The organism is Streptococcus suis (genome assembly GCF_002960625.1).
GTDB lineage: Bacteria > Bacillota > Bacilli > Lactobacillales > Streptococcaceae > Streptococcus > Streptococcus suis_T.
Genome location: NZ_POJH01000029.1, coordinates 129,131 through 153,198, shown reverse-complemented (window position 1 = coordinate 153,198; position 24,068 = coordinate 129,131). Strand labels below are relative to the sequence as shown.

Here is a 24,068-nt window from a genome sequence, read left to right as displayed (position 1 = left end):
TGTTTTTCATTATTAGTTACCAACTTGTCCCATAGTAAGTTCTAGCTTATTTTTTTGTCTCAGTCTAATTTCCAGTTTTGGCGTTAGACTAGAACTTACTTTGAGAATTTAGGAAATCCTGCCGCTTTTTCTGCTTTAGTTTGTCAGCTTGACAAATAAAGGGTTAAGGAATATAATTAGATTCAGTATTATACAAGGAGTTGATAAATATGCGGCAAGGTATTCTTAAATAAACTGTCAATTTGATAGTGGGAACAAAAAGTAGCAGTCCCGTTTCACTTTTAATATGGGGCTTAGTTTTTTGTACCCAGTTTAAGAATACTTTTATCATGTAATTTTATATGCCCGAAAACATATAAGTGTTTTGGGGCTATTGGAGTTATTTACCCAGTGATAGGAGTATTTATCACTGGGTATTTTTATGCCCTTTTTTGGGTGTTGATAGGAGGAAAATCACATGAAAATAATTAACTTAGGCATTCTGGCTCACGTTGACGCAGGAAAGACAACATTAACGGAGAGTTTATTGTATACCAGTGGTGCAATTGCAGAACCAGGGAGCGTAGATAAAGGCACAACAAGGACAGATACAATGAATTTGGAGCGTCAAAGGGGAATCACTATCCAGACAGCAGTGACATCTTTTCAGTGGGAGGATGTAAAAGTCAACATTATAGATACGCCAGGCCATATGGATTTTTTGGCGGAAGTATACCGTTCTTTATCCGTATTAGACGGAGCAGTATTATTAGTTTCTGCAAAGGATGGCATACAGGCACAGACCCGTATACTGTTTCATGCACTACAGACAATGAAGATTCCGACAATTTTTTTCATCAATAAAATTGACCAAGAGGGGATTGATTTGCCAATGGTATATCAAGAAATGAAAGCAAAGCTTTCTTCGGAAATTATAGTGAAGCAAAAGGTTGGGCAGCATCCCCATATAAATGTAACAGACAATGACGATATGGAACAGTGGGATACGGTAATTATGGGAAACGATGAACTATTAGAGAAATATATGTCAGGGAAACCGTTTAAAATGTCAGAACTGGAACAGGAAGAAAACAGGAGATTCCAAAACGGAACGTTATTTCCCGTTTATCACGGAAGCGCTAAAAACAATCTGGGGATTCGGCAGCTTATAGAAGTGATTGCCAGTAAATTTTATTCATCAACGCCTGAAGGTCAATCTGAACTATGCGGGCAGGTTTTTAAGATTGAATATTCAGAAAAAAGGAGGCGTTTGGCTTATGTGCGTCTGTACAGCGGCGCATTGCATTCGAGGGACGTTGTCAGAATATCAGAAAAAGAGAAAATAAAAATTACAGAGATGAGTATTCCTACAAACGGTGAATTGTGTTTAGCAGATACGGCTTACTCTGGTGATATTGTAATTTTACCAAATGATGTTTTGCAGCTAAACAGTATTTTGGGGAACGAAATACTGTTGCCGCAGAGAAAATTTATTGAAAATCCGCTCCCTATGCTCCAAACAACAATTGAAGTAAAGAAATCCGAACAGCGGGAAGTGTTGCTTGAGGCACTTACAGAAATCTCAGATGGCGATCCTCTTTTAAAGTATTACGTGGATACTACAACGCATGAAATTATACTTTCCTTTTTGGGGAAGGTACAGATGGAAGTTATTTGTGCCATTCTTGAGGAAAAGTATCATGTAGAGGCAGAAATAAAAGAACCTACTGTTATATACATGGAAAGACCGCTTAGAAAAGCAGAATATACCATCCACATAGAAGTCCCGCCAAATCCTTTCTGGGCTTCTGTCGGGTTGTCCATAGAGCCGCTCCCTATTGGAAGCGGAGTGCAGTATGAAAGCAGAGTTTCACTTGGATATTTAAATCAATCGTTCCAAAATGCGGTTATGGAGGGGGTTCTTTATGGTTGCGAGCAGGGGCTGTATGGATGGAAAGTGACAGACTGTAAAATCTGTTTTGAATATGGATTGTATTATAGTCCTGTAAGTACCCCCGCAGACTTTCGGCTGCTTTCCCCTATCGTATTGGAGCAGGCTTTAAAAAAAGCAGGGACAGAACTATTAGAGCCATATCTCCACTTTGAAATTTATGCACCGCAGGAATATCTCTCACGGGCGTATCATGATGCCCCAAGGTATTGTGCAGATATTGTAAGTACTCAGGTAAAGAATGACGAGGTCATTCTGAAAGGAGAAATCCCTGCCAGATGTATTCAAGAATACAGGAACGATTTAACTTATTTCACAAATGGGCAGGGAGTCTGCTTGACAGAGTTAAAAGGATACCAGCCAGCTATTGGTAAATTTATTTGCCAACCCCGCCGCCCGAATAGCCGTATAGATAAGGTTCGGCATATGTTCCACAAGTTAGCTTAACAGCTTGCAAAAGTCATATAAAATGAGATTTGAAAGGATTAGAGACTAATTATGATGAAATGCGAATGGATATTGTGTCCTGTTTGTGGGAGCAAAACCCGTAATAAAATTAGGAAGGACACTGTTTTGGAGAATTATCCCCTTTATTGTCCAAAATGCAGACAAGAAAGCTTGATTAAAGTTGACAACTTGAAGATAACTGTCATCAAAGAGCCAGACGCTTAAGACGCAGAGCCGATGAAATTGTGGAACAATTCACGAATCATCGGCTCTTTTTGTTTCGTATTTGAAAGAACAAACTCACCAAATAAAAAAAACGATATTCGGGTGGGTTATTTTGTTATACCCTAAATTACCCTCTGAATTTGTTTTTAAATTTGGAGGGATTTTTTTATGTTCTTTTTTCGGGCGGTTATTCATCTGCTCATACGAAGTAAAATTTATCAATACATAGCATATCAGAGAATGGCAGGAAACCAGTTAAAAAAATTTCTGCCAGTGCAGCGGTACTTCTCACCTTGAAAGTGGAAGTACAATCTCCATACAACAGAATTTGTATTTCCCATAACCGTGAAGGTCACAGAGCCTTTGCGGTTTTTCTTTTGTCGTTTTTTGTTGGAAAGTGCCGCAGGGCTGTTTCTGGTGTGCGTTGCCGCTCCCCGCCTCTCCATCTGGATTTTTACATTTCAAAAATTCAGATTGGAGGTATTAGCGGTGAAATACGCACCAAGAAAAGTATATATCAAAGAAAGCGGCGGCTATGTGGAACTGTCCTATACGGATTTCTGCCGCCGCAGGCAAGCCGACAAGGGATATATGGACAAGCTGTTTATCCCCGTCCAAGGTTGTCTGCTTGAAGTCGTAAGGGAGCAATATGCGGACTTCTACCGTGACAGGGAGCGGTGGCGTTACCTGCAAAAATTAGATGCGAGGAACAGCCTGCTATCTCTGGACGGATTTACGGACAGCGAGGGGAATCCTCTGGACTTTATCGCTGATGAAGCGGCGGACATTGCGGAAACCGTTGTCAATGCTGTTATGGTGGACAGGCTGAAAGCCGCCCTGCCTTTGTTGTCGGATAGTGAGCAGGAGTTGATACAGGCAATCTTTTTTGACGGACTTTCCGAGCGTGAAGTCGGGGCGAGGTTAGGCATAACCCAGAGCGTTGTGAACAAACGCAAAGCCAGAATCCTAAGAAAACTAAGAAAGATAATAGAAAATTAAAATTTAAGGCGTTCAGCCCCCTTGTTTTTTCCTTTGGGAAAATGAGGGGGCTTTTCTCTGCCCTCTCAATCAATTCTGATTGGAGGAAGAAAGAATGGCATACAACCACGGACGGGAGGACAGGAAATGGCGTATCTGGAAAGAAGCGGAGGAAAAGCTGCTGCGTGAGTGCGGCGTTGCATTGAGCAGATACGCATAGCGGACAGGGCAGACTTCAATTCCAACAGGCGGTTTTACCGATGGACGAATGACGTTGCGGAATACCTTGAGGACATGGCAGACAGGGAGCGGCAAGCGGAGGTGAATACAGTTGCGGAGTTACTGGACGAGATTGAGAGCGAAAATCTCTATCAAGTATTAGTCACGGTGGACGGGCGTACCTTGAAAATCGTCCTGCTGAAAATGCAGGGGTATTCCACAAAGGAGATTGCCCCACTTGTGCATTTGACGACTGGTGCCATCTATGCGAGGTTAGACCATCTGCGGAAGAAGCTTCGGAAAATTTTGTAAGCGTCTAATACATCCCATTATTCTGCGGGCTACTGGGTGGGGAGTGGAATCTCCCCGCTTATTTTTGGCAGGAGGAAAACGGGATGGCATATAAAGCTAAGGCGTACACGCTTCGGGAGGAATCCACGGAAAGCGGTATAAGGTATTTTATCAGTTTTAAGGACGGGCAGGGGGAACACCACGAACTGGAAGTATCCGAGCAGTTATTCTTTGAATTTCGGCAGATGGAACGCAGGAACAGGAATCTTCTCCAATGGGACGAGCGGCACAGGGAGTTTTCGGAAGTATGGGACGAAACGCTGAACAGGCGGGCGTTAAAGCTGCCTAAGAGCATTGAGGAACAAATGATTGAAGCAGAACGGGCGGAACTGCCCTGTAAGGCGGTTGACAGACTGCCAGAGATACAAAGGCGACGTTTCCTGCTCTACTACGAGTATGAGTTCAATTTTTACCAAATCGCCGCTATGGAGCATTGCACCGCTTCTGCAATACAGAAATCCGTTGCTGTTGCAAAGAAGAAAGTAAAAGCGGAAATGAGGAAATATCTCCAACCATGACCGACACCGCCCGAAAAAGAAATGGCATTTAGCAAAAACGTATGTTGACGATGGCTATGATGTTTTAGCTCCCTTGGTTGAAAAAGAAGCAGAGATTGAAGAGATAGATGCAGCTTTGGCCAAGTTTAGTGAAGATACAACACCCCAAAAGAAGCAACAAATAGCACTTGAGATATAAGAAAAAAGGCTGACAAATAATTTTGAACGCGGTAAAATGAAGTCAAGAAATCACAAAAGGAGAATAGATCATGACCCAAACACTAGAAGAAATGCGTTATCAACTAGAAGAATGGTTGTCACAAGGCTTTACGAGTTCAGAAGATAGGGCAAACTACCAAACTTTAAAGGAACAGTATGAAGATGAGACCTTTGATTACAGTTTTTCAAGGCGTGAAATTACTGGACAGCTGGAACTCATCATCACAAGTCGTGAGAATGATTTTCCTAGCTTAGATGAGGTGACAAAGACGGAATACCTTGATTTGGTTGCCCAACTAGATGATTTAGACAAGAGACAGGCTGACTACTATCGCAAGCAATTAGCCTAGAAAGAGGTGTAAGATGTTGGAGCAAATTCTACAAAGCCTTTTGATTATCGCAGCAATAGGACTGATGTTGCTCGTCCTTTATCGGATTGTGAAAGTTTCAGTTGCTTTGTTTCTTATCGGACTCATCAGTGGATTAGTCTTTATAGAAATCTATGGAATCTACCTCTTCTTTACTGAGAGATACCTCTATACAGAAGATTTAGCCACCAATGGTATTTGGAGTTTTACAGGATTTTTTATTGCTTTGAATCTATTTCTCGTTTTAAGCTTTATTATAAAGTGGTGGAGAAATAGAATAGTTTAACACGGAGGATTACCGATTGGTAGTCCTTTTTCTTGTGATAAATTTTCCAAGATAATCTTGTTATGATGTGGCTATCACTAATAAAGGAGTAAGCCATGTTAAATAAAGTGAAAGCTCGATTTCTGATTGGAGTAGGAGGTTTAATCGCAGTCAGTTTTATGGTCATGATTGGCTATACGATTGGCTCACAATCCGTTTCAAAACAAACTGAGCACCAAATACGAGCAGAAGCCAATAAACTTGTGACAAAGGAAAAGCAGGAGGAAAGAGCGACAGTCCTATCAGATGAGCTTGTCAAAGAATTTCTTACTCAATATTTCACCAAGGTCCAGCTTGGTGAAAATAACGCTCGTATCAAGCCCTACATGACGGATTCGGCATTTTCAGAAGAGGAAGCAAATCAGAATAAAGCAATTAATCAAGTTTATAAAGATTATATGCTTGACTACCGATTTGAATCAGCCAGTATCTATGTCAATACAGAAAGCAATGTTGCACTTGCGGAAGTTACCTACCAAGTGACCTATGTTTCTGATTTGAGTGAGCAACAACAGCGAACCACTCAGACAGAAATCAAGACGGTTATGTTATCCTACTCCAAAGTTTCCGACAAGCTCCTGGTTAATCAGTTGACCATTTGGAATGGGAAACTGGAGGACATGAAAGAAGCCACAAATGGTGCTAATTCCAGCATACCAACGATCCAAGGAACTACAACAAGTGAGAACAACTAGCAGGAGACAGTCTTCTGCTTTTTTTGATAGGGAGACAAGATGACACGAATTAAAATAGTAAAACAAAAGGCCATTTTAGATGTGGCTGAAAGTTTAGGTTATTCCTTCAGACGTTTATCAGGACACATTTATGAACACCCAGACCATGATTCCTTTCGGATTTTTGCCGATACCAATACTTTCAAATGGTTTTCAAGAGATATACAAGGGGATGTGATTGACTTTGTTCAATTAGTGGCAGGTGTTACTTTCAAAGAGGCTGTATCCTATCTTGAAACTGGAGATTTTGAACAAGCTAAGTTGATAGAAGAAACTTATCAACTGTTTCAATATTATTTGCATGAAGAACCCTTTCAGCAAGCACGTATTTACTTAAAAGACATCCGTGGCCTAAGTGATCAGACTATCAATACCTTTGGTAGACAAGGATTGCTTGCTCAAGCTACTTATCAATCGGAGCCCGTATTAGTGTTAAAAAGCTATGACCACAACGGGACCTTACAGGCCGCAAGCCTTCAAGGTCTCGTCAAAAATGAAGAAAAACACGATCGAGGTTATCTCAAAAAAATCATGAAAGGATCTCATGGCTATGTCGGTATTAGTTTCGATATTGGGAATCCTAAGCGACTCATTTTTTGTGAATCAGTTATCGATATGATGAGTTATTATCAACTTCACCAAAAGCAGCTATCAGATGTTCGCCTGATTTCAATGGAAGGCCTAAAACTTTCAGTGATTGCTTATCAGACTTTGCGTCTAGCAGCAGAGGAACAGGGGAAATTGGCATTTCTAGATACAGTAAAACCAAGTAGACTTAGCCATTATCTTCAGGCAATACAAGAGACGACAACCTTTTTTCAAACTCATTCAAACGTCATAACAATGGCTGTTGATAACGATGAAGCAGGAATAGAATTTTATCAGAAACTGTCAGATAAAGGACTTCCGATTTTTCAAGATTTGCCACCATTGCAAAGACTTGAAACAAAGTCAGATTGGAATGATATTGTGAAACAGCAGAGTGAACTATCTTTAAGTGATTTTATCCAAACAGCCCAAGCAAAAGTCAATAAGAATCATCCTCCACCTAAATGGAAACATGCATTGGAATTGTGATAACAAAATCAAGTCCGCTATCATAATCTAGAAAGTGACAAGGAGGACACCCTATGAGTGTGATTGAACGTCTGGCTGAAAAAGTAGCTAGACAAGAAGAAAAAGTCTCGCGTGAGACTGAAAAATTGGAACACTATCGAGACCAACTACAAACAGCTATGTACAGTACCTTTATCAAACGGCAACAATCTAGTCAGTTGTCATTTCATGAAGCACTAGAGCAAGCCTTTGGTAAAGAAACCACACTACACCCAGATTACAGAAATGAGGTTATAGAATGAGTAAAACATGGAATTTTGATCAGCCACTAGATGATGTGAAACCAACATCATCCCATGAAGAACGAGCTAAAATCGCAGCACTTTTCCATAAACAAGATGAAAAACCAATTGAAGAAGTAGATTATGTGGCTGCTTATGAACAGCAACAAAAGGAGTCAGAATCTAAAGATGTACAAACGCTCGCATCAACCGTTAAACAAAGTCAGCCGAAGAAAGTAAATATCACAAGTGACTATAAACAACACTTGGCTGATACCATTGCACAAAACAACAAGGATATTTCCGCCTGTCAGAAGCAAATTGAAGAACTTCATCAATTGATTGATGAAAAGAAAATCCAAAACAAAAAGTTGCAGGCTATTTCAGTAGCCATTGATGATTTATAAGTCAGGTAGTCCTATGCGGGCTACTTTTTTACAATTTAAGGAGAAGAAAATGAAATTCTTTCAAAAGAAAAAACAGAACCAGGATCAATTTAAACGACTGATTCATCGACTATCTGAGATGTCAGATATTGAACTAACCAAAGTATTACAACTCCTAGATGTGGTCTTTGATTCTAGTTTCAAGTCTAGTGAGAGAGTGGAAATATCTAGGGACATTATAACCGATGAGGAACAAAGTCTTGATAAGTCAATTCAAGAAGCGAAAAATAAACTTAACACGGAACAATTCGAAAAAAATATTGAGAGATTTAGACAAGGTAGGCGAGAGAGCAATAATAACAAATAACAGACCAATTATTTTGGCCTGTTTTTTGAAATATGTGTTATAGTTGAATCAAACGAAGTAAAAATATTTCTTGCTTAGTAGGAGGTGTTGTGGTATAATTTAGTTAGATTAGAAGTCATCGAAGGTACAGCAATGTATAACTAGGTGGCCTTTTTTCATATTGCGGAGAGATATTTTATGCCTAATAATGTATTTGAATTAATAAATTTTAAGGACTATTTGCCGTTAGATTTAGATATTACTGATAAAACTAGGTTGGTTTATAGACCAGTATTAGCACCAACTCAATTAAAATGTTCTCTTGAGCCGGCTTTAACTGAAGAACAGTTATATGCCCATATGAAAGAAAACTCTAACTGGTCTTTCAAATACAATGGGAATGATGATTTTTATAAACAGGATTGTATTGACTTTTTAAGAGATATAGACTTCCAATCATTCTCTCAATATGGGAAGTTGGTGGACAGAAAATACATAGAAGCAAAAAGAGTTTACTTATTTGATAGCTACTTTAGAAATTTTCTTCAAGAGATATTGGAGCGTATCGAAGTTTTTTTGAAGAAGAGTACAGCTGATGCTCTGACGATTGGATACAATAAAACTTCTTATATTTTTGAAGATGATGCTCTCTATTATTCAGAACAATCTAAATACCGAAAAGAAAATCTTAAGAGGCAGGATATTGTTTTGAAAACAAAATATCATTTGTCACGATTGATTTTGGAAAAACAAGATGATGCCACAATCAAGAATCAGATTAACCAATATGGGGTCGTGTTACCTTGGACCGTTTTTCGTTTAATGACATTTGGAAATATAGCGTCCTTCCTCGTTGCCCTACAACCAGAATATCGAAATAAGGTTGCTGCCTATATTAGTCTTCCCTTGGACAAGGATGATAACATTCCAGCTAAAATCTTATTGTCTTGGTGTAACGCTCTTCGTTATCTTAGGAATATTTGCTCACACAATGGCAGATTATATGGTCGCTTACACCATACACTGCCAGTTTTTCATCATTCTGACAGAGAGTTGCTAGTGACAGACTCAGAGAATGATAGCAAGACACTATTTATCTATTTTATAGCAATGAGACATCTTATCTTGTCAATGTCCATAGAAACTAAGAATTTTTGGAATAAAAAATTACAAAAGCTTCTGGAAGAAAGTAATCAAGAACAAGTGGATTTGAGACACTATGGTTTTCCAAAAAATTGGATGGATTTATTGGCGATAAAGATATGATAAGTGCTTAGATGGACACGGACTAAAAAATAGATTAGAACGGAGGTAAAGTATTGAATCTTATTTCAATCAAAGAATTTGTCGAATTGACTATCAATAATAATCCAGACATCAATCCCAAAGAGCTTGAAGAAACCTTGCGTGCAGTACTTGAAGAAAAAGAAGGAGGGGCAAGGTGTATGAATTGTGGATCTCCTATTTGGGTAGCAGGGAGTGCACTGGTAGGGAGCTACATGTGCTTCACGTGTCTAACAGGTGAAGCCGATGGTAGTGATGATTTTGAAGTTTTAGGTTAAGCTATTTCATTTCAGAAATTTTTCGAGAGCCAAATGGCTCTTTTTCTTTTCCTGTGATAATTTTTTCAGCTCTCTCTTGTTACACTCTATCTAGTTTTAGAAAATCAACCCTTGACTTTTTCTTGGGGGTTTGGGGGCGAAGCCACCATGTTTTCTTATCGTCGGCTGACCAACCTGTAAGGTTTGGGTTCAGCTGGCGATTAGATTTTAGGTTATTGTGGACACAATAACTGAGCTCGCAAAAGCCGAAAAAGGAAACTTTGAGGCTTTTAGGAAGTTCCCGTATCAGATACGGTATCGGTGCTAACCCGATAGAGGGAAATGTAAGAAGGAGTGAATCATCATGACAGAGACTTATCGGACAATTCGTAAGGAAATCAATTTGACGCTTGAGGAATTTGAGCAGATTCAACAACTGATGATGAAAGAGAATGCGGAGCAGTTTTCTCCCTTTGTCAGACAAAAGCTGTTGGACCTTGTCAATAACAAGGATGATATCAGAGATTGGTTTATCCTTTGGCAATCTCAAAAAATCGAACAAATCAGTAGAGATATTTTACAAGTAGCAACTCTAGCAGAACGAGACCAACAAGTCACATCAGAATACTTAAGAATTATATTGACTTGTGTTCAAGAACTGATGGCAGAAGTGGGGAAGACAATACCACTCAGTTTAGAATTTCGAGATAAGTATATGAGAGGTTAGCTATGGAAAATCGTTACCGAACTAATCTCAAAAAAGTATTTCTAACAGACCAGGAACTTGCGACCTTGAACAATCATATCAGTCAAAGTTCTTGTACAAATTTTTCTGCTTATGCCAGAAAAGTTCTACTTAATCCCAATATGACCTTTTTAACAATTGACACTAGCAACTATCAAGACTTGATTTTTGAATTACGCCGAATTGGCAATAATATTAACCAGATAGCCAGAACCGTCAATCAGACAAAACTTCTGACGGTAGAGCAGCGAGATAATCTGAAATCTGGCATAGGTCAACTGATTGCGGAAGTTGATAAGGACTTCGATGTCAAGTGCCAAAAGTTGAGGGCATTTTATGGTAGTCACTAAGCATTTTGCTGTTCATGGCAACAAATACCGTAAAAGTCTTATCAAGTATATTCTGAATCCAGATAAGACTGACCAACTCAAATTGGTTTCAGATTTTGGAATGAGCAACTACCTAGACTTCCCAAATTACGAAGAAATAGTTGAGATGTATCAGGCCAATCTTGTCAATAATGATAGGCTTTACAATTCTAGAAATGACCGACAACAGGCCAAGCAAACTAAAATTCATGCTCATCATCTTATCCAGTCATTCTCGCCCGAAGATAATTTAACACCTGAAGAAATCAATCGTATTGGTTATGAGACGGTAAAGGAGTTAACTGGAGGAAACTTTCGCTTTATTGTGACGACCCACACAGACAAACATCATCTGCATAATCATATCCTCATCAATTCCGTTGACCTCAATTCTCATAAGAAACTCAAATGGGATTATGCCCAGGAGAGAAATTTACGGATGATTTCTGACCGCCTTGCCAAAGAAGCAGGTGCCAAAATTATCACACCGAACCGCTATTCTCATGAGAAGTTTGTGACCTATCGCAAGAGTAATCACAAATTTGAGTTGAAGCAACGTCTTTATTTTCTGATGGAGAATAGTAAGAACTTTGGTGACTTTATATCTAAGGCAGAAGCCTTGAATGCTCAGATTGATTTTTCAAGAAAGCATGCTCGATTTTTGATGACAGATATGCCTATGAAGCAAATCATCCGAGGCAAGCAGTTAGATAAGCGTCAACCCTATACCGAGGACTATTTTCGAGAGCAATTTGCCAAGCGAGCGATTGAGCAACGCTTGGATTTCCTCTTACCCAGAGTTTGTGACCTTTCACAGCTTTTGGAATTTGCACAAGAACTCAACCTCACTATTTCGATGAAACAAAAGCATGTGGTTTTTACTCTGACAGAAAATGGCCATAGTATTACAGTCAATAATCAAAAACTTAGTTCAAAAAATCTCTATGATATTCAATTTTTCGAGACTTACTTTGAGAAACGCGGAAAAGTACCTGCTATTGACCAATCTCAACTTATTTCTGACTTTGAGAGGTACTGTGAGAAACAAGATAAGGACAAGCTAGCTTATGAAGAATTGCAAGAGGCTTATCAAGACTTTAAGGAGAAGCGAGACCAGGTTCAGGAGTTTGAGGTTGTTTTAGCTGATCATCAGATTGATAAGCTAGTCAAAGATGGTCTCTTTATCAGAATGAATTACGGCGTTAAAAAAGACGGCTTGGTCTTTATCCCAAATCGTCATTTAGATATTAAACAGACAGAGAGTAGCAAATCTTACCATGTCTTTATCCGTGAGACTGCTCAATTCTTCATTTACAATAAGGAGGTGTCCGAACTCAATCGCTATATGAGAGGGCGTGAGCTCATTCGTCAGTTAACCAATGATAGCAGTAGTATTCCAAGAAGAAGACGACCAACCATTGATACACTTAAGAAAAAGATCGAAGAGATAAATCTCCTTATTGAGTTGGATACGGAGAATAAGTCTTATCAAGAAGTTAAAGATGAGATTGTTAAGGATATTGCTCAATTAGATTTAACCATTACAGAGTTGCGGGACCATATAGCTCATCTCAACAAAGTTGCGGAAGTCTTGCTTAATCTGAACAATAACGATATAGAGAACCGCCGTTTGGCCAGATATGATTATTCCAAGATGAATCTTACTGCAGCTATAAAACTAGAAGAAGTTGAGAAAGAGATTGAAGTTTTTCAAAATGAACTTAGTAAGTGCATAGATGAATATGAATATCTAGTTAAAAAATTAGAAAATTTTAGTGAAATTTTAGATAATATTGGTATAAATAATAGGAATGTTGAGATTAGATTTAATGAAACTATTCCACTTTAGTCACCAACTAGATGGATAGAAAAATTAACAAACGGACTCTTTAAATTTTCATAGACTCGATTTGTTAGTTTTTGGTTTCATATTTTCAATTTTAGGCAGGCTAAGATTTTTTTTAGACTCAACTTTATCTATAATAATCTACTTTATGTAATCAAAATCACTGTCAATCCAATTATTCTTTGAATCACCATGCTTTTGTAAAACGATATTTCTACTTCCATTATTATATGATACTATGATTTTATAGCGCCCTCCCTCTTTATCGTGACCTGTTAATTTTATATCAAAATTAGTAATTGCCATTATATCTTCAATAGTTGAACAATTTTCGTAAGTTTTCAATAAAGTTTCATCAATACTTAAGATTTGGTCCTTATCCCAATTTGGTTCACCAATTGTAACACTATCAAAAATGAAGTCTATGTATTTGTTTGGTTTACTGTTAATGTATTGAATTAAGAATTGATTATCATCAATAACTATTTGCTTCACCTCTAAATCAGGATATTGACTTATATAGTTTCCTTCAAGGAATTGCAGATAATTTTGATTTATTATCTTAATCAACTGAGGCTCTATCTCTTGGTAGTATTTTGCATAAACTTCATTAATGTAATTATATGCCGGAGAATTTTTTCGATAAGCTACTACACTTTCTGATTTTTTTATTATCAACTCCCCTTTATCATAAGTAAAAGTTGATTTTAGCTGATCCTTATCTGTGAAAGTCATAGTTCTTTCATCAACTACACCAGTAGCTGCTTTCCCTTTAACTTTACCATTTTCTATGGTAAATGAAATCTCGTCATTACCCTCCAAAATTGCGGCATAAGAAGAGTAGTCACCATCATATGAGGTTGGTTTGTCATTTGATTTTTGACTTGAACATCCAGTAAAAGTGAATATAGCAAGTAAAATAATCAATAATTTCATCATATTAGCTTTCCCTTTCTTTACGTACTAGTTTACCTGTCTCGATATCGAGTATGAAATCACATACATCAGCGACTTTATTCCCATGATCAATAAACAATAATATATTATCTTTGAGATTTTCAAACATAAATTTTAATAACTTATTTTCTGTGTCAGAATCTATATTGGAGAAGCCTTCGTCGAAAATTAATATTTTCCTACTACTCAATATCGTTCTGCAAAATGAAATAATTTGTTTTTGTCCTTCAGATAGATTGCTACCATTTTCATATATACTAGTTTCAAAACCGTAGTCTAAATTTTTAAGAAGATTTTCGAATATCCCTGATCTTACCATTTTATTAAATAGTTTGGTTTGGTCAGATGAGTTTCCGTTAACAAATAGATTGTCATACAAGGAACCAGAGAAAACTTTATTTTCAGTTGATGAGTAACCGATGGTGTTCCTTATGGTATCTACTGATAATTTTTGATAATTTTTACCATCTAAGTAAATTTCACCTTGATAATTATCAATTAATTTTATTAAAATTTTAGCAAATGTACTTTTTCCGCTTCCATTAGGTCCTTTTATAAATATTTTATCGCCTTCGTTAAATTGAACAGATAAATTATTTATTAGATTTTTGGAACCATAAGAAAAAGTCAGGTTATCAATTTTTATATTATAACTATCCAATTGTTGGTTTTGTCCATAGTTCTCAGATTCTACTTCTTTATATTCTAAAAGTCGTTCAAAAGATACTACAAATTGTTGATGCTCTTTTTGTAAAATAAACAAGCTTGCTATTGAGGAAAGAAACATACCGGTTAAATTTTGGAAAACTATCATGTTTCCTAAAGAAAGTCTATTCGATTGAATTAGACCTATGCCGAACCAGGTAATCAACAACATACCTAGTTCTTTTATGTTAGTGGTTATAAAATTAAACTGATTTTCTAGTAAATTGGCAACTCTTCTAATATCCATAAGTTTTTTAGTAGCTATTGACAATTTTTGTAAATAATTTTTTTCAAGTATTTGAACTTTTATAAGTTCAAATATATCTATACTTTCACTAAATTTGGTTATTACTCTAGCTTCATACTCCATTGTTTCTCTTTGCTTTTGAGAAAATTTCGGAATCATATATAAACAAGTGATAAGATAGAGAAGACAAATTATGACTACAATCAGAAATAAATCTACCCGAATATTAATCAATGTCGTTCCAATAACAATAATCATAATAATATCTGATAAAAATGTTGTAATAACTTTAGAGATAAAACCACTTAAAGAATTTATATCATCAAGTCTTGTTAATGAGTCACCTACTTTTTTTGATTTGATAAATTGTGAAGGTAATGAGATGAACTTTTCAAAAAATTCATTTTGTAATAGTAATTGAATTTTTATGTCAATTTTAGTAAGCAAATTTGAGGTTATATAGGATATAATATTTTTAAAGAAATAGAAGCCTACCAACATTGAGAAGAAAATATTTTTTTCTATTAGTATTGAATTAAAAACTGTAATACTATTATTATTTCCAATGTGAATGAAATTATCAATAATTACTTGATATGCTTTTGCACTTATAATTGAAAAGACAGAAACACAAAAAATTAGTGTAGAAGCAACATATAAAACTCTTCTATACGGGTATATTAAACTTAATGTATCTTTAATGCTTGTTCTAGCATAGATTTTGAATTTCTGAGATTTTGGATCAAACGCTACAATGTTTCCTGTCCATAAATCATTAAATTCATTAATATTTAGTTGTTTATCACCTGAACTAGGATCAAATATAAATACTTTGCTATTGAAAATATTTTTTATTACTACAAAATGTGTAAGTCCTTCGCCCTTATTAATATGTGCAATAAAAGGAAATATTATTTCTTTCTTCTTTATAGCCTGTATTAGTTCTTCCAAATTACCTTGAAGCCCTTCAGCATAAATACCAAATATATTAGAGGTATCGATTATATCTTGAATGGATGAACCATATGCTCCTCTATGCATTCTTTTTTTTACTTCATGTAATGATACTTTATTTTTAAATCTACTTAAAACGGTCGAAAGAGCAGCTGCAGCACAGTCTAACTCATCATATTGAAGAAATTTTTTGTAAATCATGTTAACCTCACGTATTTCTTATCTCTATATTTTTTGAGTTTATATATAAGGAATGATAAAATAAGTGCAATAAAAATCAAGGATAAATAAACCAAAAATTCATGTACCATTGGAACAGAGCGTAATTCTATCATATTAATGGTTGTTAGCTTTATTTTATCTAAATTATTATATATAGGAATGTCGTCTTGGATAGGAAATTTTGGAGAGTATTGGCTAATATAGTTTATATAGATATTGGAACAATAATTTGATAGTCCTATGCCTAAAACAAAGGATAACATGATAGATAATATATGATGTTTTATAAACTGTTTGTTATTTCTTATGTTTGAAAATGAATAGACATAGTAAGTAACCAATGATATAAATGAAATAACTACGATTGAAATAGTTATTTGAGGAAAAATTTGATAGACATCATATCTCTCCAGACTATATAATACTTTAACATATGGGAATAGTTTTAATTTCGATGCAAGTTTGTCTTTTATACTATTTGTTGCTCTATTATTTTTAGGAACAATACTGATTTCATAGGTTTGAAATGACTCTAGATGTTTTAAAAGTTTATCATTATCTGTAATAGTGTTTCCATAAAAATCTTTTATATTTTCAAACTCAGCAGGAGATGTTTCAATTTGTTTAGTTAATAATTTTGAATTAATTATTTTTGCATAATTATTTGTAATATAAATATTTGTTGATAGTAAGTTAGTATAAAATTGTGATTCTTTAGAGTCCTGACTTACCAAGGAAGTAGTATTAGCTTTAAAAATACCAATAATTTCAATTGGAATTAATATAATGTCATCATGATCGGTAGAGTCATGCTCATGCTCGTGTTCGTGTTCGTGTTCAAAGCGATTACCGATAGCTTTTATATTATAACTATCTCCAATTTTTAAATTATTTTTCCTGGCAAAATTCTCGGATATTAATGCTACATTTGATTCTTGAGTTATTTCTTGCTGATTAAATACCCTACCATCTATTAAAAGTATTTTCTCGATAAATAAGTCATATGGAAATGGCTGATTACCTCCAATTAATTTTATATGTTTTAAAGGATCGTTTTCGCTCAGGTTATCTTGTACAACATATGCAGGTGTACTGACACTCATGTATTCAACTTCAGGGAAATTACTTATTTGATCTAAAGTATCTTTATCTGGATAAGTTTTTATAATAACTTTACCTGCGTTTATGTCTGATGCAATTGTATTAAAATTTTGAGCAATCCCTATCTTGTTACCAATAATAGTCTCAAGATAATAGTTCAACCTCACATTTCCTTCTAATATGCTCCACGAAAAAATTAAACTTAATAATATTAGTAATTCAAGTAATATTTTTCTAGTTTTCAATTTTTTTAACATAAAATAATCTCCCCAATCTTATACTATATAACTATTATACATTATTTGTTTAACGTTGTGTGATAGAAAACGCAAAAAAAATTAAGCGCTTTCAATTATATTATTGCTTTTCTGTCTTAATTATGTTATCATCAATATAAAGTACAATACAGTTTGTTGTTGATTACATTTTTTGCTTATAAAGGAGGCAATCATGAAAAAATTATCAATTAAACAAAGTTCAGAAGTAGTGGGTGGATTTCGTTGGAAATGTAAGCATACGTACCATAGCAAATGGGCTGGTAATACTTTTGTTAGTTCTTGGCATGCTTTCTTCAACACAGCCAATACTGCAATGAATGAACATAGACGCACTTACGGTCACACAGATACTTGGATTTCTGAATAGTAATATTTAATTTTTGTATTGTACCTTAAAAGCCGATAAAATCGGCTTTTAGATTTTTATTATGTTAAGTACAGGCAAATAATCATCATCCTTTTAGACTATGAATCCGTTAACTTTTTGGTAGTGTATATATATTTGTATTTTGATAAATTCTTTTTTAGACTCATAATTTAAAAATATTGAATATACTAATATGCTCTTCTATTATTTAATAAATTCCAAGGAGAATTATGATTGACTTCGAAAACAAATAATAAATATCTACACTCATTTTTTTTAATAGGCTTAGCCTCCCTCACTCTTTGTTTACCTCAAATTATATCAGGAAAAATGATTTTAGGTTCGGACTCAATATTTCATTTCAATCGATTTTATGACACGTCTCAACAATTCAAAAATCTAGATTTTCATTATTTTATTTCATTATATGGCTTTCAAGAATCTGGTCGTATTGTTAATGCCTTATATGGTCCTTTTTTTGCTTATTTTCAAGGAATATTAGTTTTAATCAGTAGGAATTGGTTTACATATCAGTTATTTTCCAATTTCTGTTTGTATAACTTAGCAGGATTTTCCATGTATATTTTTTTAACAAAAGCTAAGTTGGAAAGGGAGTATACACTTATTGGAGCTATATTATATTTATCAACTTATTCTATTCAATATTGGATAATTAGGCAGGGGTTTACCTCTTGGGGAGCTGCCTTACTTCCTCTAGCATTGAGCATATTATTTAAGTTTTATCAAACAAAGAAAATACCAAGGTGGTATTTGGGAATCTTAACAGCCTTAGTATCACAAATCCATATGTTGTCAGCATTCATTTTAATACTGATGTATATTCCATTTTTTATTTATATGTTTTTGAAAAATAATAAAAAAATTGTCTTTTTAAAGGATTTGTTTATTGAAATATGTCTGTTCTTCTGCTTAACATTGAATATTTGGGGTAGTTATTTTATTGTATTAAAAGGTAATCGCCTAATACCTCCGATTGTCAATATTAATATGAGTTTGAATACTATTAATCAAAATAGCTATTATTGGCTATTAAATCCTGCGATTCTGTTTTTCATGTTAGTAGCAATTTATCATATATTTTTTTTAAAATGGAAGAGGATAAATAATTCAGAGATAAAAATATGGTTTTGGGTTATGACGGTGTTTTTAGTGCTATCGTCTAGTTTAATACCATGGTCTTATTTGGTAAAGATAAAAAATCCTTTCGCAGAGTTAATTCAATATCCGTTCAGATTTTTTGTACCTGTTTCTATTATTATTATTTATCTTTTTCTAAAATTGGTTCAATCTAAGCAACTCCTTAAATATCATAAAAAAATGCTTCTCATTTCATTCCTTGCATTATCCTTACTTCAAACACTTACCTTAGTTACTATTACCACGAATAATTGGGATTCTAGCAGTAATTTCATGCCCTCAAAGTATAAAGTACATTTTTTGAGCGATAGTGCTAATATCAAAAAGTCATTTTATGATGCTAATAAGGAGAAAGCTCTGAATATGGTTGCCAAGGGAACTCCCGATTATCTACCACTCTATGGTGAAAAAGATGAGAATATTAATTACTATGACATGTACTTAGAGAAGATTGTTTATCAGAAAAAAATAAAAAAATCTATTAAGGATGGGAAACTGATTATTGAGTGGACGGCAAATGCAGACAAGGAAGTAGAATTACCAATCATCGTTTACAAAAATACCATTTTAGAAATAAATGAAAAAATAATACCACACGACCAAATATCTTTGAGTCAAATAGGTACACTAAAAATTAGTCAAATTCCTTATAAGGAAAATCGCATAACCCTTTCATATAAAATACCAACGGAGTTTACAATATTTTTAGTTATAACTTTTTTGACATGGTTACTGATAGTAGTTATCTTGTTAAAAAAAATGATAATTTACCTAAGGAGTTAAGTTAATATGTCGAAACAAGAACTTTCAATAATTATTCCGTGTTATAATGAGGAGGAGACAATCCCTTCTTTCATAACTACAATAAAATTAGTAGAAAAACAGTTGAAAGAAAACTTGCAATTTAATTATATATTTGTTAACGATGGTTCCAAAGATAAAACTCTAGAAGTTCTTAGAAAAATTTCCGATAAGTTTGAAAATGTCCACTATCTTTCATTTTCTCGTAATTTTGGGAAAGAAGCAGCGCTCTTAGCAGGTTTAAAAGAAGTAAAAGGTGATTTTGTAGCGATAATGGACGCAGACCTTCAAGATCCACCAGAAATGTTGACTGATATGTACCGAATAATCCAACAAGGTTTTGATATAGTTGGAACTAAAAGAATTGATCGCAGAGGTGAGCCGATTATTAGATCCTTGTTCGCAAAACTTTTTTATAAATTGATAAATGTTGTATCTGATACAAAATTAGTTGATGGAGTTCGTGATTTTAGTCTTATGACTCGGCAGGTTGTCGACAGTATCCTAGAATTTAGTGAAGTTAATCGTTTTTCTAAAGGTATTTTTTCCTGGGTTGGATATAATGTTACCTATTTGCCTTATGAAAATAGAGGACGTGTAGCAGGAAAAACTTCTTGGAGTTTTTGGGGTTTACTTCGTTACTCATTGGAGGGTCTTGTTAATTTTTCTGAGGCGCCTTTAAATATTGCATTCTGGGCTGGAACATTTTCCTTTATCTTATCATTAATAGGCGTCTTGTTTGTTGTTGTGAGAAAGTTAACAATTGACGGAAGTGTGTCTGGTTGGGCTAGTCTTGTTACAGTTATTTTATTTTTAGGTGGATTGCAGCTGATGGTACTTGGAATAATTGGTAAATACTTATCAAAAATATTTTTAGAAACTAAGAGAAGACCAATATATATCATAAAAGAGAAGAGTTTATAGTTTGTGCCAAACTCTATTTAAACAAAGCAACGGATTTGATACCGTTGCTTTTTCTTTATAAAGATATTACACCGTATCTCGCAGTTTTTCTAAAATTGATATAGTTATGACTTATCCTTAAATAGTAAGAACTTAATTTAAAAACTATCTGGTATTTGGTCGAGGTATCATAAGATAAAATATGTTTTAAATGATTTTTTTCAATAAAAATTGAATTATTCTAGTTCATGGAATAGAAATTGCCAAGAAAAAGTACTTACTTTTTTTAAAATATTTAGACTATTGCCAAAGGTTTATAGTGGAAAAAACTAAGTATAGTTACTATTATACTACAATAGCAACTTACTCAATATTTTACTCATGGTGCTAGTTAATCTTGAAGTATCTCAGATTGTAAGCTAGTATAATTTGCTCCAGCCTTAACCGCAGACCTGCTAAACCTCTAGTCAGTGTGTGTTCTATATCAAAAAGACCGCAAATCTCTGAGAAGCAAGTCTCAATGGTTCGTCTCATAGCCATCAGTTTCCAATGATTATGTTGTTTAGCTCCTGCCATATTTTGGCGTAAGGCAGTCCATAGATGATAGCCTTTTAGGGTCAAATGATCTTTAAGTACCTTACTAAGATAGCCTAAATCTGCCAAAATATAAAGTTGTCGGCAATTTTCTAGTAAGTTATCAACTGCCCTACTATCATGGACTGATGCAAGTGTCACAACATAATTCAGAATATAGCCTGATAAAGTTACCAGCATGTGTACTTTGAATCCATAGAACCACAGATGTTTGGAAGCGTTGTAGCCAATATCTGCTGCGTCGTTAAAAATACGTGTTCTATAGTTACGGACAGGTTGGTAAAGTGGCAAGGGAAAGCTAGCTATAATAACAATGAAAACAGGTGAGATTTGAGTATTCATTGCTTTTCTAATGACTTGAACTAACCAAATCAACTGTCTTGCTCGTCGATTAAAGCGACTTCTTTAAAGAAGTTCGCTGCAATGAAAGAGTTGGCAGATACGGTAGAAATGCCGTTTTGACTTAATCCTAGTTCAGCTTGCAAAAGAAGCAAGACTAATAGAGATTCGTCTGATACCTTGGACAAGCTAATGTTACGACGGTGTTTTAAGCCATCTGGACAATTATCACGATAGAGCTGGTGGCAAATTTTTGATAATTGCTTCAAATTCCATTGTAAGTGATGGGATTTAACAGTATACTGTAAGTGGCTCATTTCGACTACCTCCTGTTTGTTTCGGCACTTACAGTATAGTTCTTTTGTACTGACCCCTAAAAGTTGGACAAATAATTACTGAAAGGATTTAGTTCTGTATTGGACAGGGCTAAGTCCTATTAGTTTAGTTTTGATTTGTTTGTTGTTGTAGTAAAAAATGTAAACTGTGATAGCTTGCTCAAGGTCATCAAGGGATTGATAAGACTTCTCAAATCCATAAAACATTTCCGATTTGAGAATGCCAAAGAAGGACTCCATCATCCCATTATCTGGACTATTTCCCTTGCGAGACATGGATGGACGAATGCCCTTGGTTTTCAAAAAGTGATGGTAAGACTGGTGCTGGTATTGCCAGCCTTGGTCACAGTGAAGAATGGTTCCGATGTATGAATCCGCTGGAAAAGCCTTCTCAAGCATGGTTTTAACTTGTTTCAAATCAGGTGACCGAGACAGGGTAAAATCAATAATCTCACTATTATAGCCATCAAGATCAGGCGATAGATAGAGTTTCCCTTCAGGTAAGGCAAATTCCTTCACATCGGTATAACACTTCTCGTAAGGTTTAGAGCCTTCAAATTGACGTTTAATCAGATTATTAGCCTTCTTACCCACCTCACCTTTGTAAGAAGCATACTTGCGCTTACGACGAATGCGAGCCGCTAAGCCTAACTCTTTCATCAAGCGCTGCACCTTCTTGTGATTGATGATAAAGCCACGATTTCGTAATTCTAAATGAATCCGACGATAGCCGTAATTGCCCCTGTACTCATCATAAATAGATTGTATTTCATCCTTGATAGATTTCTCCTTATCTGGATTAGCTAGTCGCTTCACTTGATAGTAATAGGTGGAACGTGGTAAATCAAGGATTTCAAGTAAAGTCACTAGGGAAAACTGATGCGTTAATGCTTGACTGATTTCTGTTGCTCTTTGCGCTTTGCTTCGTCCCTCAAGCGGTATTCTCTCAGCTTTTTTAGCACAGCATTCTCCGCTCTAAGATATTCTAATTCCTTCTGAAGACGTTCAACTTCTGTCATCTCTTCCCAGGTTTTCTTATGTTTGCGCCCCATTTTACTCGGTCTCCACCTTTGTTTCTCAACAATAGTATACCCGTATTTCTTGTATTGCGCTATCCAATTTGGAAGAGTGCCTTGATTTAGCAGTGCATAATCAAGAGAAACAGAGAGCTGGGACTGACCATCAAGCAAGACTTTATCAATCATTTCCTGCTTTTACTCGGGTGAATAATACCGATTTTTACCCTTATCAACAATCTCAACACCATATCTATCCATGAGTTTAACCATGTACTTGAGATTGGAAGTACAGATTCCATATCGCTGACTTAACTGAGGCCATGATTCACCTCTCTATCTCAACTTGTATATACCTAGTTTATCTTCATAACTTAATTTCATCAGAAAAGCACCCCAAAAGTTAGATACAAAATCTAACTTTTGGGGTGCAGTTCATTTTGGGCTTTTTATTGTATTTTGAGATTAACTAGCACCACGAGTAATATTTTATTTAAAATTAAATTATGCATATTTTGCATAAATTAGTTAATTTGATTATCGCTCACTTACAATATTAGTAAGAGGATTGATAATGTATATTAGATTAAAGAATTTAAGAGAGGATAACGATTTATCTCAAAATCAGATTGCTATGTATCTTCACTGTTCACAATCGGCTTATTCCAGAATAGAGAGTGGGAGACAGGATGTGCCTACTCTATATCTAAAGCAATTAGCGAGATTGTATGATGTAACTACAGATTATATTTTAGAAATGGAAAAATCTAATTATTAATAATCCTTTGTCCTTTGACAACTGAATAGACCAAGGTGGGACTTTCTTATTTGTTGAGCAGTTTAGTCTGGTTCGCCATGATATGAGCGACAATAATCAGCTATAAAATAGAATGGTACTCTATTTGCCAAGATACAAACTAAGGACAATGATACTTCTGCACGTTCAGGCTGCCAGCGATAAAGGACAGCGGGTGAGATTCCCATGAATGACCTAACCAGTCGTTCCCACGGAGGTCATTATTTTAAATTTAAGGAATAATATAGTATGACAAAAACAACAACAGAAAAGGAGACATCGCAGGTCGTCATTGAAGGCTATAAGGTAACTGTAAAAGTCACCGATAAGCCACTATGTCTAACGGATATTTTAGATGATTTACTTGGCAAAAAGTTAGAGAAAATATAAACTTTTAGCGGACAATTAACAGTAAATTATGTAAAATAGAATG

The 24,068-nt window shown here is 35.1% G+C and carries 24 protein-coding genes and 4 pseudogenes; 23 read left to right on the top strand and 5 right to left on the bottom strand.

Going from position 1 to position 24,068, the window contains the following annotated elements; translation table 11 throughout:
- The first annotated feature begins 457 nt into the window (after positions 1–457).
- The 18 genes and pseudogenes from tet(O) (at position 458) to C1G49_RS05850 (ending at position 12,865) form a co-directional block, all read left to right on the top strand.
- Positions 458–2,377 (top strand): tetracycline resistance ribosomal protection protein Tet(O), encoded by a 1,920-nt coding sequence (gene tet(O) / locus C1G49_RS05945; protein WP_105124962.1) that lies wholly within the window; start codon positions 458–460, stop codon positions 2,375–2,377.
- 51 nt (positions 2,378–2,428) lie between these two features.
- Positions 2,429–2,602 carry a cysteine-rich KTR domain-containing protein gene (locus tag C1G49_RS05940; protein WP_011528024.1) on the top strand — a complete coding sequence of 58 codons (174 nt, stop codon included), beginning with the start codon at positions 2,429–2,431 and terminating at the stop codon, positions 2,600–2,602.
- A gap of 489 nt (positions 2,603–3,091) precedes the next feature.
- Positions 3,092–3,601: a sigma-70 family RNA polymerase sigma factor gene (locus C1G49_RS05925; protein ID WP_000872511.1), complete on the top strand. Its 510-nt coding sequence runs from the start codon at positions 3,092–3,094 to the stop codon at positions 3,599–3,601.
- Positions 3,602–3,695: 94 nt separating this feature from the next.
- Positions 3,696–4,111 (top strand): annotated as a pseudogene (locus C1G49_RS05920) (sigma-70 family RNA polymerase sigma factor).
- An 83-nt stretch (positions 4,112–4,194) separates the two neighbouring features.
- Positions 4,195–4,668 (top strand): sigma factor-like helix-turn-helix DNA-binding protein, encoded by a 474-nt coding sequence (locus tag C1G49_RS05915; RefSeq protein ID WP_105124961.1) that lies wholly within the window; start codon positions 4,195–4,197, stop codon positions 4,666–4,668.
- A 55-nt stretch (positions 4,669–4,723) separates the two neighbouring features.
- Positions 4,724–4,846: pseudogene (locus C1G49_RS11510) on the top strand (helicase SNF2); the annotation flags it as partial.
- A gap of 70 nt (positions 4,847–4,916) precedes the next feature.
- Positions 4,917–5,216, top strand: coding sequence for a DUF5962 family protein (locus tag C1G49_RS05905; RefSeq protein ID WP_000194866.1), 300 nt, complete (start codon positions 4,917–4,919; stop codon positions 5,214–5,216).
- 13 nt (positions 5,217–5,229) lie between these two features.
- Positions 5,230–5,520, top strand: a complete 291-nt coding sequence (locus C1G49_RS05900) for a DUF5966 family protein (RefSeq protein ID WP_024413658.1) — start codon at positions 5,230–5,232, stop codon at positions 5,518–5,520.
- Positions 5,521–5,615: 95 nt separating this feature from the next.
- Complete coding sequence (locus tag C1G49_RS05895; RefSeq protein WP_024413657.1) at positions 5,616–6,254, top strand: hypothetical protein; 639 nt, start codon at positions 5,616–5,618, stop codon at positions 6,252–6,254.
- A gap of 39 nt (positions 6,255–6,293) precedes the next feature.
- On the top strand, positions 6,294–7,370 hold the full coding sequence (locus C1G49_RS05890; protein ID WP_105124960.1) for a toprim domain-containing protein: 1,077 nt from the start codon (positions 6,294–6,296) through the stop codon (positions 7,368–7,370).
- A 53-nt stretch (positions 7,371–7,423) separates the two neighbouring features.
- A complete protein-coding gene (locus C1G49_RS05885; protein ID WP_031912843.1) occupies positions 7,424–7,651 on the top strand; it encodes a DUF5965 family protein in 228 nt (75 codons plus the stop codon).
- The gene (locus C1G49_RS05880) at positions 7,648–8,037 is read left to right on the top strand and encodes a DUF5945 family protein (protein ID WP_105124959.1); all 390 of its coding nucleotides are present in this window, start codon (positions 7,648–7,650) and stop codon (positions 8,035–8,037) included. Before C1G49_RS05885 ends, C1G49_RS05880 begins: the two co-directional genes overlap by 4 nt.
- A 49-nt stretch (positions 8,038–8,086) precedes the next feature.
- A complete protein-coding gene (locus C1G49_RS05875; protein WP_161941140.1) occupies positions 8,087–8,383 on the top strand; it encodes a hypothetical protein in 297 nt (98 codons plus the stop codon).
- Positions 8,384–8,560: 177 nt separating this feature from the next.
- A complete protein-coding gene (locus C1G49_RS05870) occupies positions 8,561–9,628 on the top strand; it encodes an Abi family protein (protein ID WP_105124957.1) in 1,068 nt (355 codons plus the stop codon).
- A gap of 53 nt (positions 9,629–9,681) precedes the next feature.
- Positions 9,682–9,924 (top strand): hypothetical protein, encoded by a 243-nt coding sequence (locus tag C1G49_RS05865; protein ID WP_002936408.1) that lies wholly within the window; start codon positions 9,682–9,684, stop codon positions 9,922–9,924.
- Between the two features lie 343 nt (positions 9,925–10,267).
- Complete coding sequence (locus C1G49_RS05860; protein WP_105124956.1) at positions 10,268–10,630, top strand: SAG1252 family conjugative relaxosome accessory protein; 363 nt, start codon at positions 10,268–10,270, stop codon at positions 10,628–10,630.
- Between the two features lie 2 nt (positions 10,631–10,632).
- Positions 10,633–10,998 carry a MobC family plasmid mobilization relaxosome protein gene (locus C1G49_RS05855; RefSeq protein WP_105114595.1) on the top strand — a complete coding sequence of 122 codons (366 nt, stop codon included), beginning with the start codon at positions 10,633–10,635 and terminating at the stop codon, positions 10,996–10,998.
- Entirely contained in the window at positions 10,985–12,865 is a 1,881-nt protein-coding gene (locus C1G49_RS05850) for an SAG1250 family conjugative relaxase (protein WP_105124955.1), read from the top strand. Before C1G49_RS05855 ends, C1G49_RS05850 begins: the two co-directional genes overlap by 14 nt.
- Before the next feature lie 138 nt (positions 12,866–13,003).
- On the opposite strand, the gene C1G49_RS05845 is transcribed toward C1G49_RS05850, so the two are convergent.
- The 3 genes from C1G49_RS05845 to C1G49_RS05835 are packed head-to-tail and all read right to left on the bottom strand — an operon-like array spanning position 13,004 to position 17,305.
- Positions 13,004–13,801, bottom strand: a complete 798-nt coding sequence (locus C1G49_RS05845; RefSeq protein WP_105124954.1) for a hypothetical protein — start codon at positions 13,799–13,801, stop codon at positions 13,004–13,006.
- Between the two features lies 1 nt (position 13,802).
- Positions 13,803–15,926: a peptidase domain-containing ABC transporter gene (locus C1G49_RS05840; RefSeq protein WP_105124953.1), complete on the bottom strand. Its 2,124-nt coding sequence runs from the start codon at positions 15,924–15,926 to the stop codon at positions 13,803–13,805.
- Positions 15,923–17,305, bottom strand: a complete 1,383-nt coding sequence (locus C1G49_RS05835) for a hypothetical protein (protein WP_105124952.1) — start codon at positions 17,303–17,305, stop codon at positions 15,923–15,925. Before C1G49_RS05835 ends, C1G49_RS05840 begins: the two co-directional genes overlap by 4 nt.
- A gap of 193 nt (positions 17,306–17,498) precedes the next feature.
- Between C1G49_RS05835 and C1G49_RS05830 the strand changes: the two genes are divergently transcribed.
- The 3 genes from C1G49_RS05830 (at position 17,499) to C1G49_RS05820 (ending at position 20,576) form a co-directional block, all read left to right on the top strand.
- Positions 17,499–17,693: a hypothetical protein gene (locus tag C1G49_RS05830; protein WP_105124951.1), complete on the top strand. Its 195-nt coding sequence runs from the start codon at positions 17,499–17,501 to the stop codon at positions 17,691–17,693.
- Positions 17,694–17,927: 234 nt separating this feature from the next.
- Positions 17,928–19,634 (top strand): hypothetical protein, encoded by a 1,707-nt coding sequence (locus C1G49_RS05825; RefSeq protein ID WP_238595850.1) that lies wholly within the window; start codon positions 17,928–17,930, stop codon positions 19,632–19,634.
- Positions 19,635–19,640: 6 nt separating this feature from the next.
- Positions 19,641–20,576: a glycosyltransferase family 2 protein gene (locus C1G49_RS05820; RefSeq protein ID WP_105124950.1), complete on the top strand. Its 936-nt coding sequence runs from the start codon at positions 19,641–19,643 to the stop codon at positions 20,574–20,576.
- 366 nt (positions 20,577–20,942) lie between these two features.
- Here C1G49_RS05820 and C1G49_RS05815 read toward each other — a convergent pair.
- Positions 20,943–21,805, bottom strand: a pseudogene (locus tag C1G49_RS05815) (IS982 family transposase).
- A gap of 75 nt (positions 21,806–21,880) precedes the next feature.
- A pseudogene (locus C1G49_RS05810) lies at positions 21,881–23,223 on the bottom strand (IS3 family transposase).
- 190 nt (positions 23,224–23,413) lie between these two features.
- Here C1G49_RS05810 and C1G49_RS05805 point away from each other — a divergent pair.
- Together C1G49_RS05805 and C1G49_RS11160 are read left to right on the top strand one after the other, a co-directional pair.
- Positions 23,414–23,617: a helix-turn-helix domain-containing protein gene (locus C1G49_RS05805; RefSeq protein ID WP_105114600.1), complete on the top strand. Its 204-nt coding sequence runs from the start codon at positions 23,414–23,416 to the stop codon at positions 23,615–23,617.
- A 267-nt stretch (positions 23,618–23,884) separates the two neighbouring features.
- Positions 23,885–24,025 (top strand): hypothetical protein, encoded by a 141-nt coding sequence (locus C1G49_RS11160; RefSeq protein WP_165865314.1) that lies wholly within the window; start codon positions 23,885–23,887, stop codon positions 24,023–24,025.
- Positions 24,026–24,068: the final 43 nt, after the last annotated feature.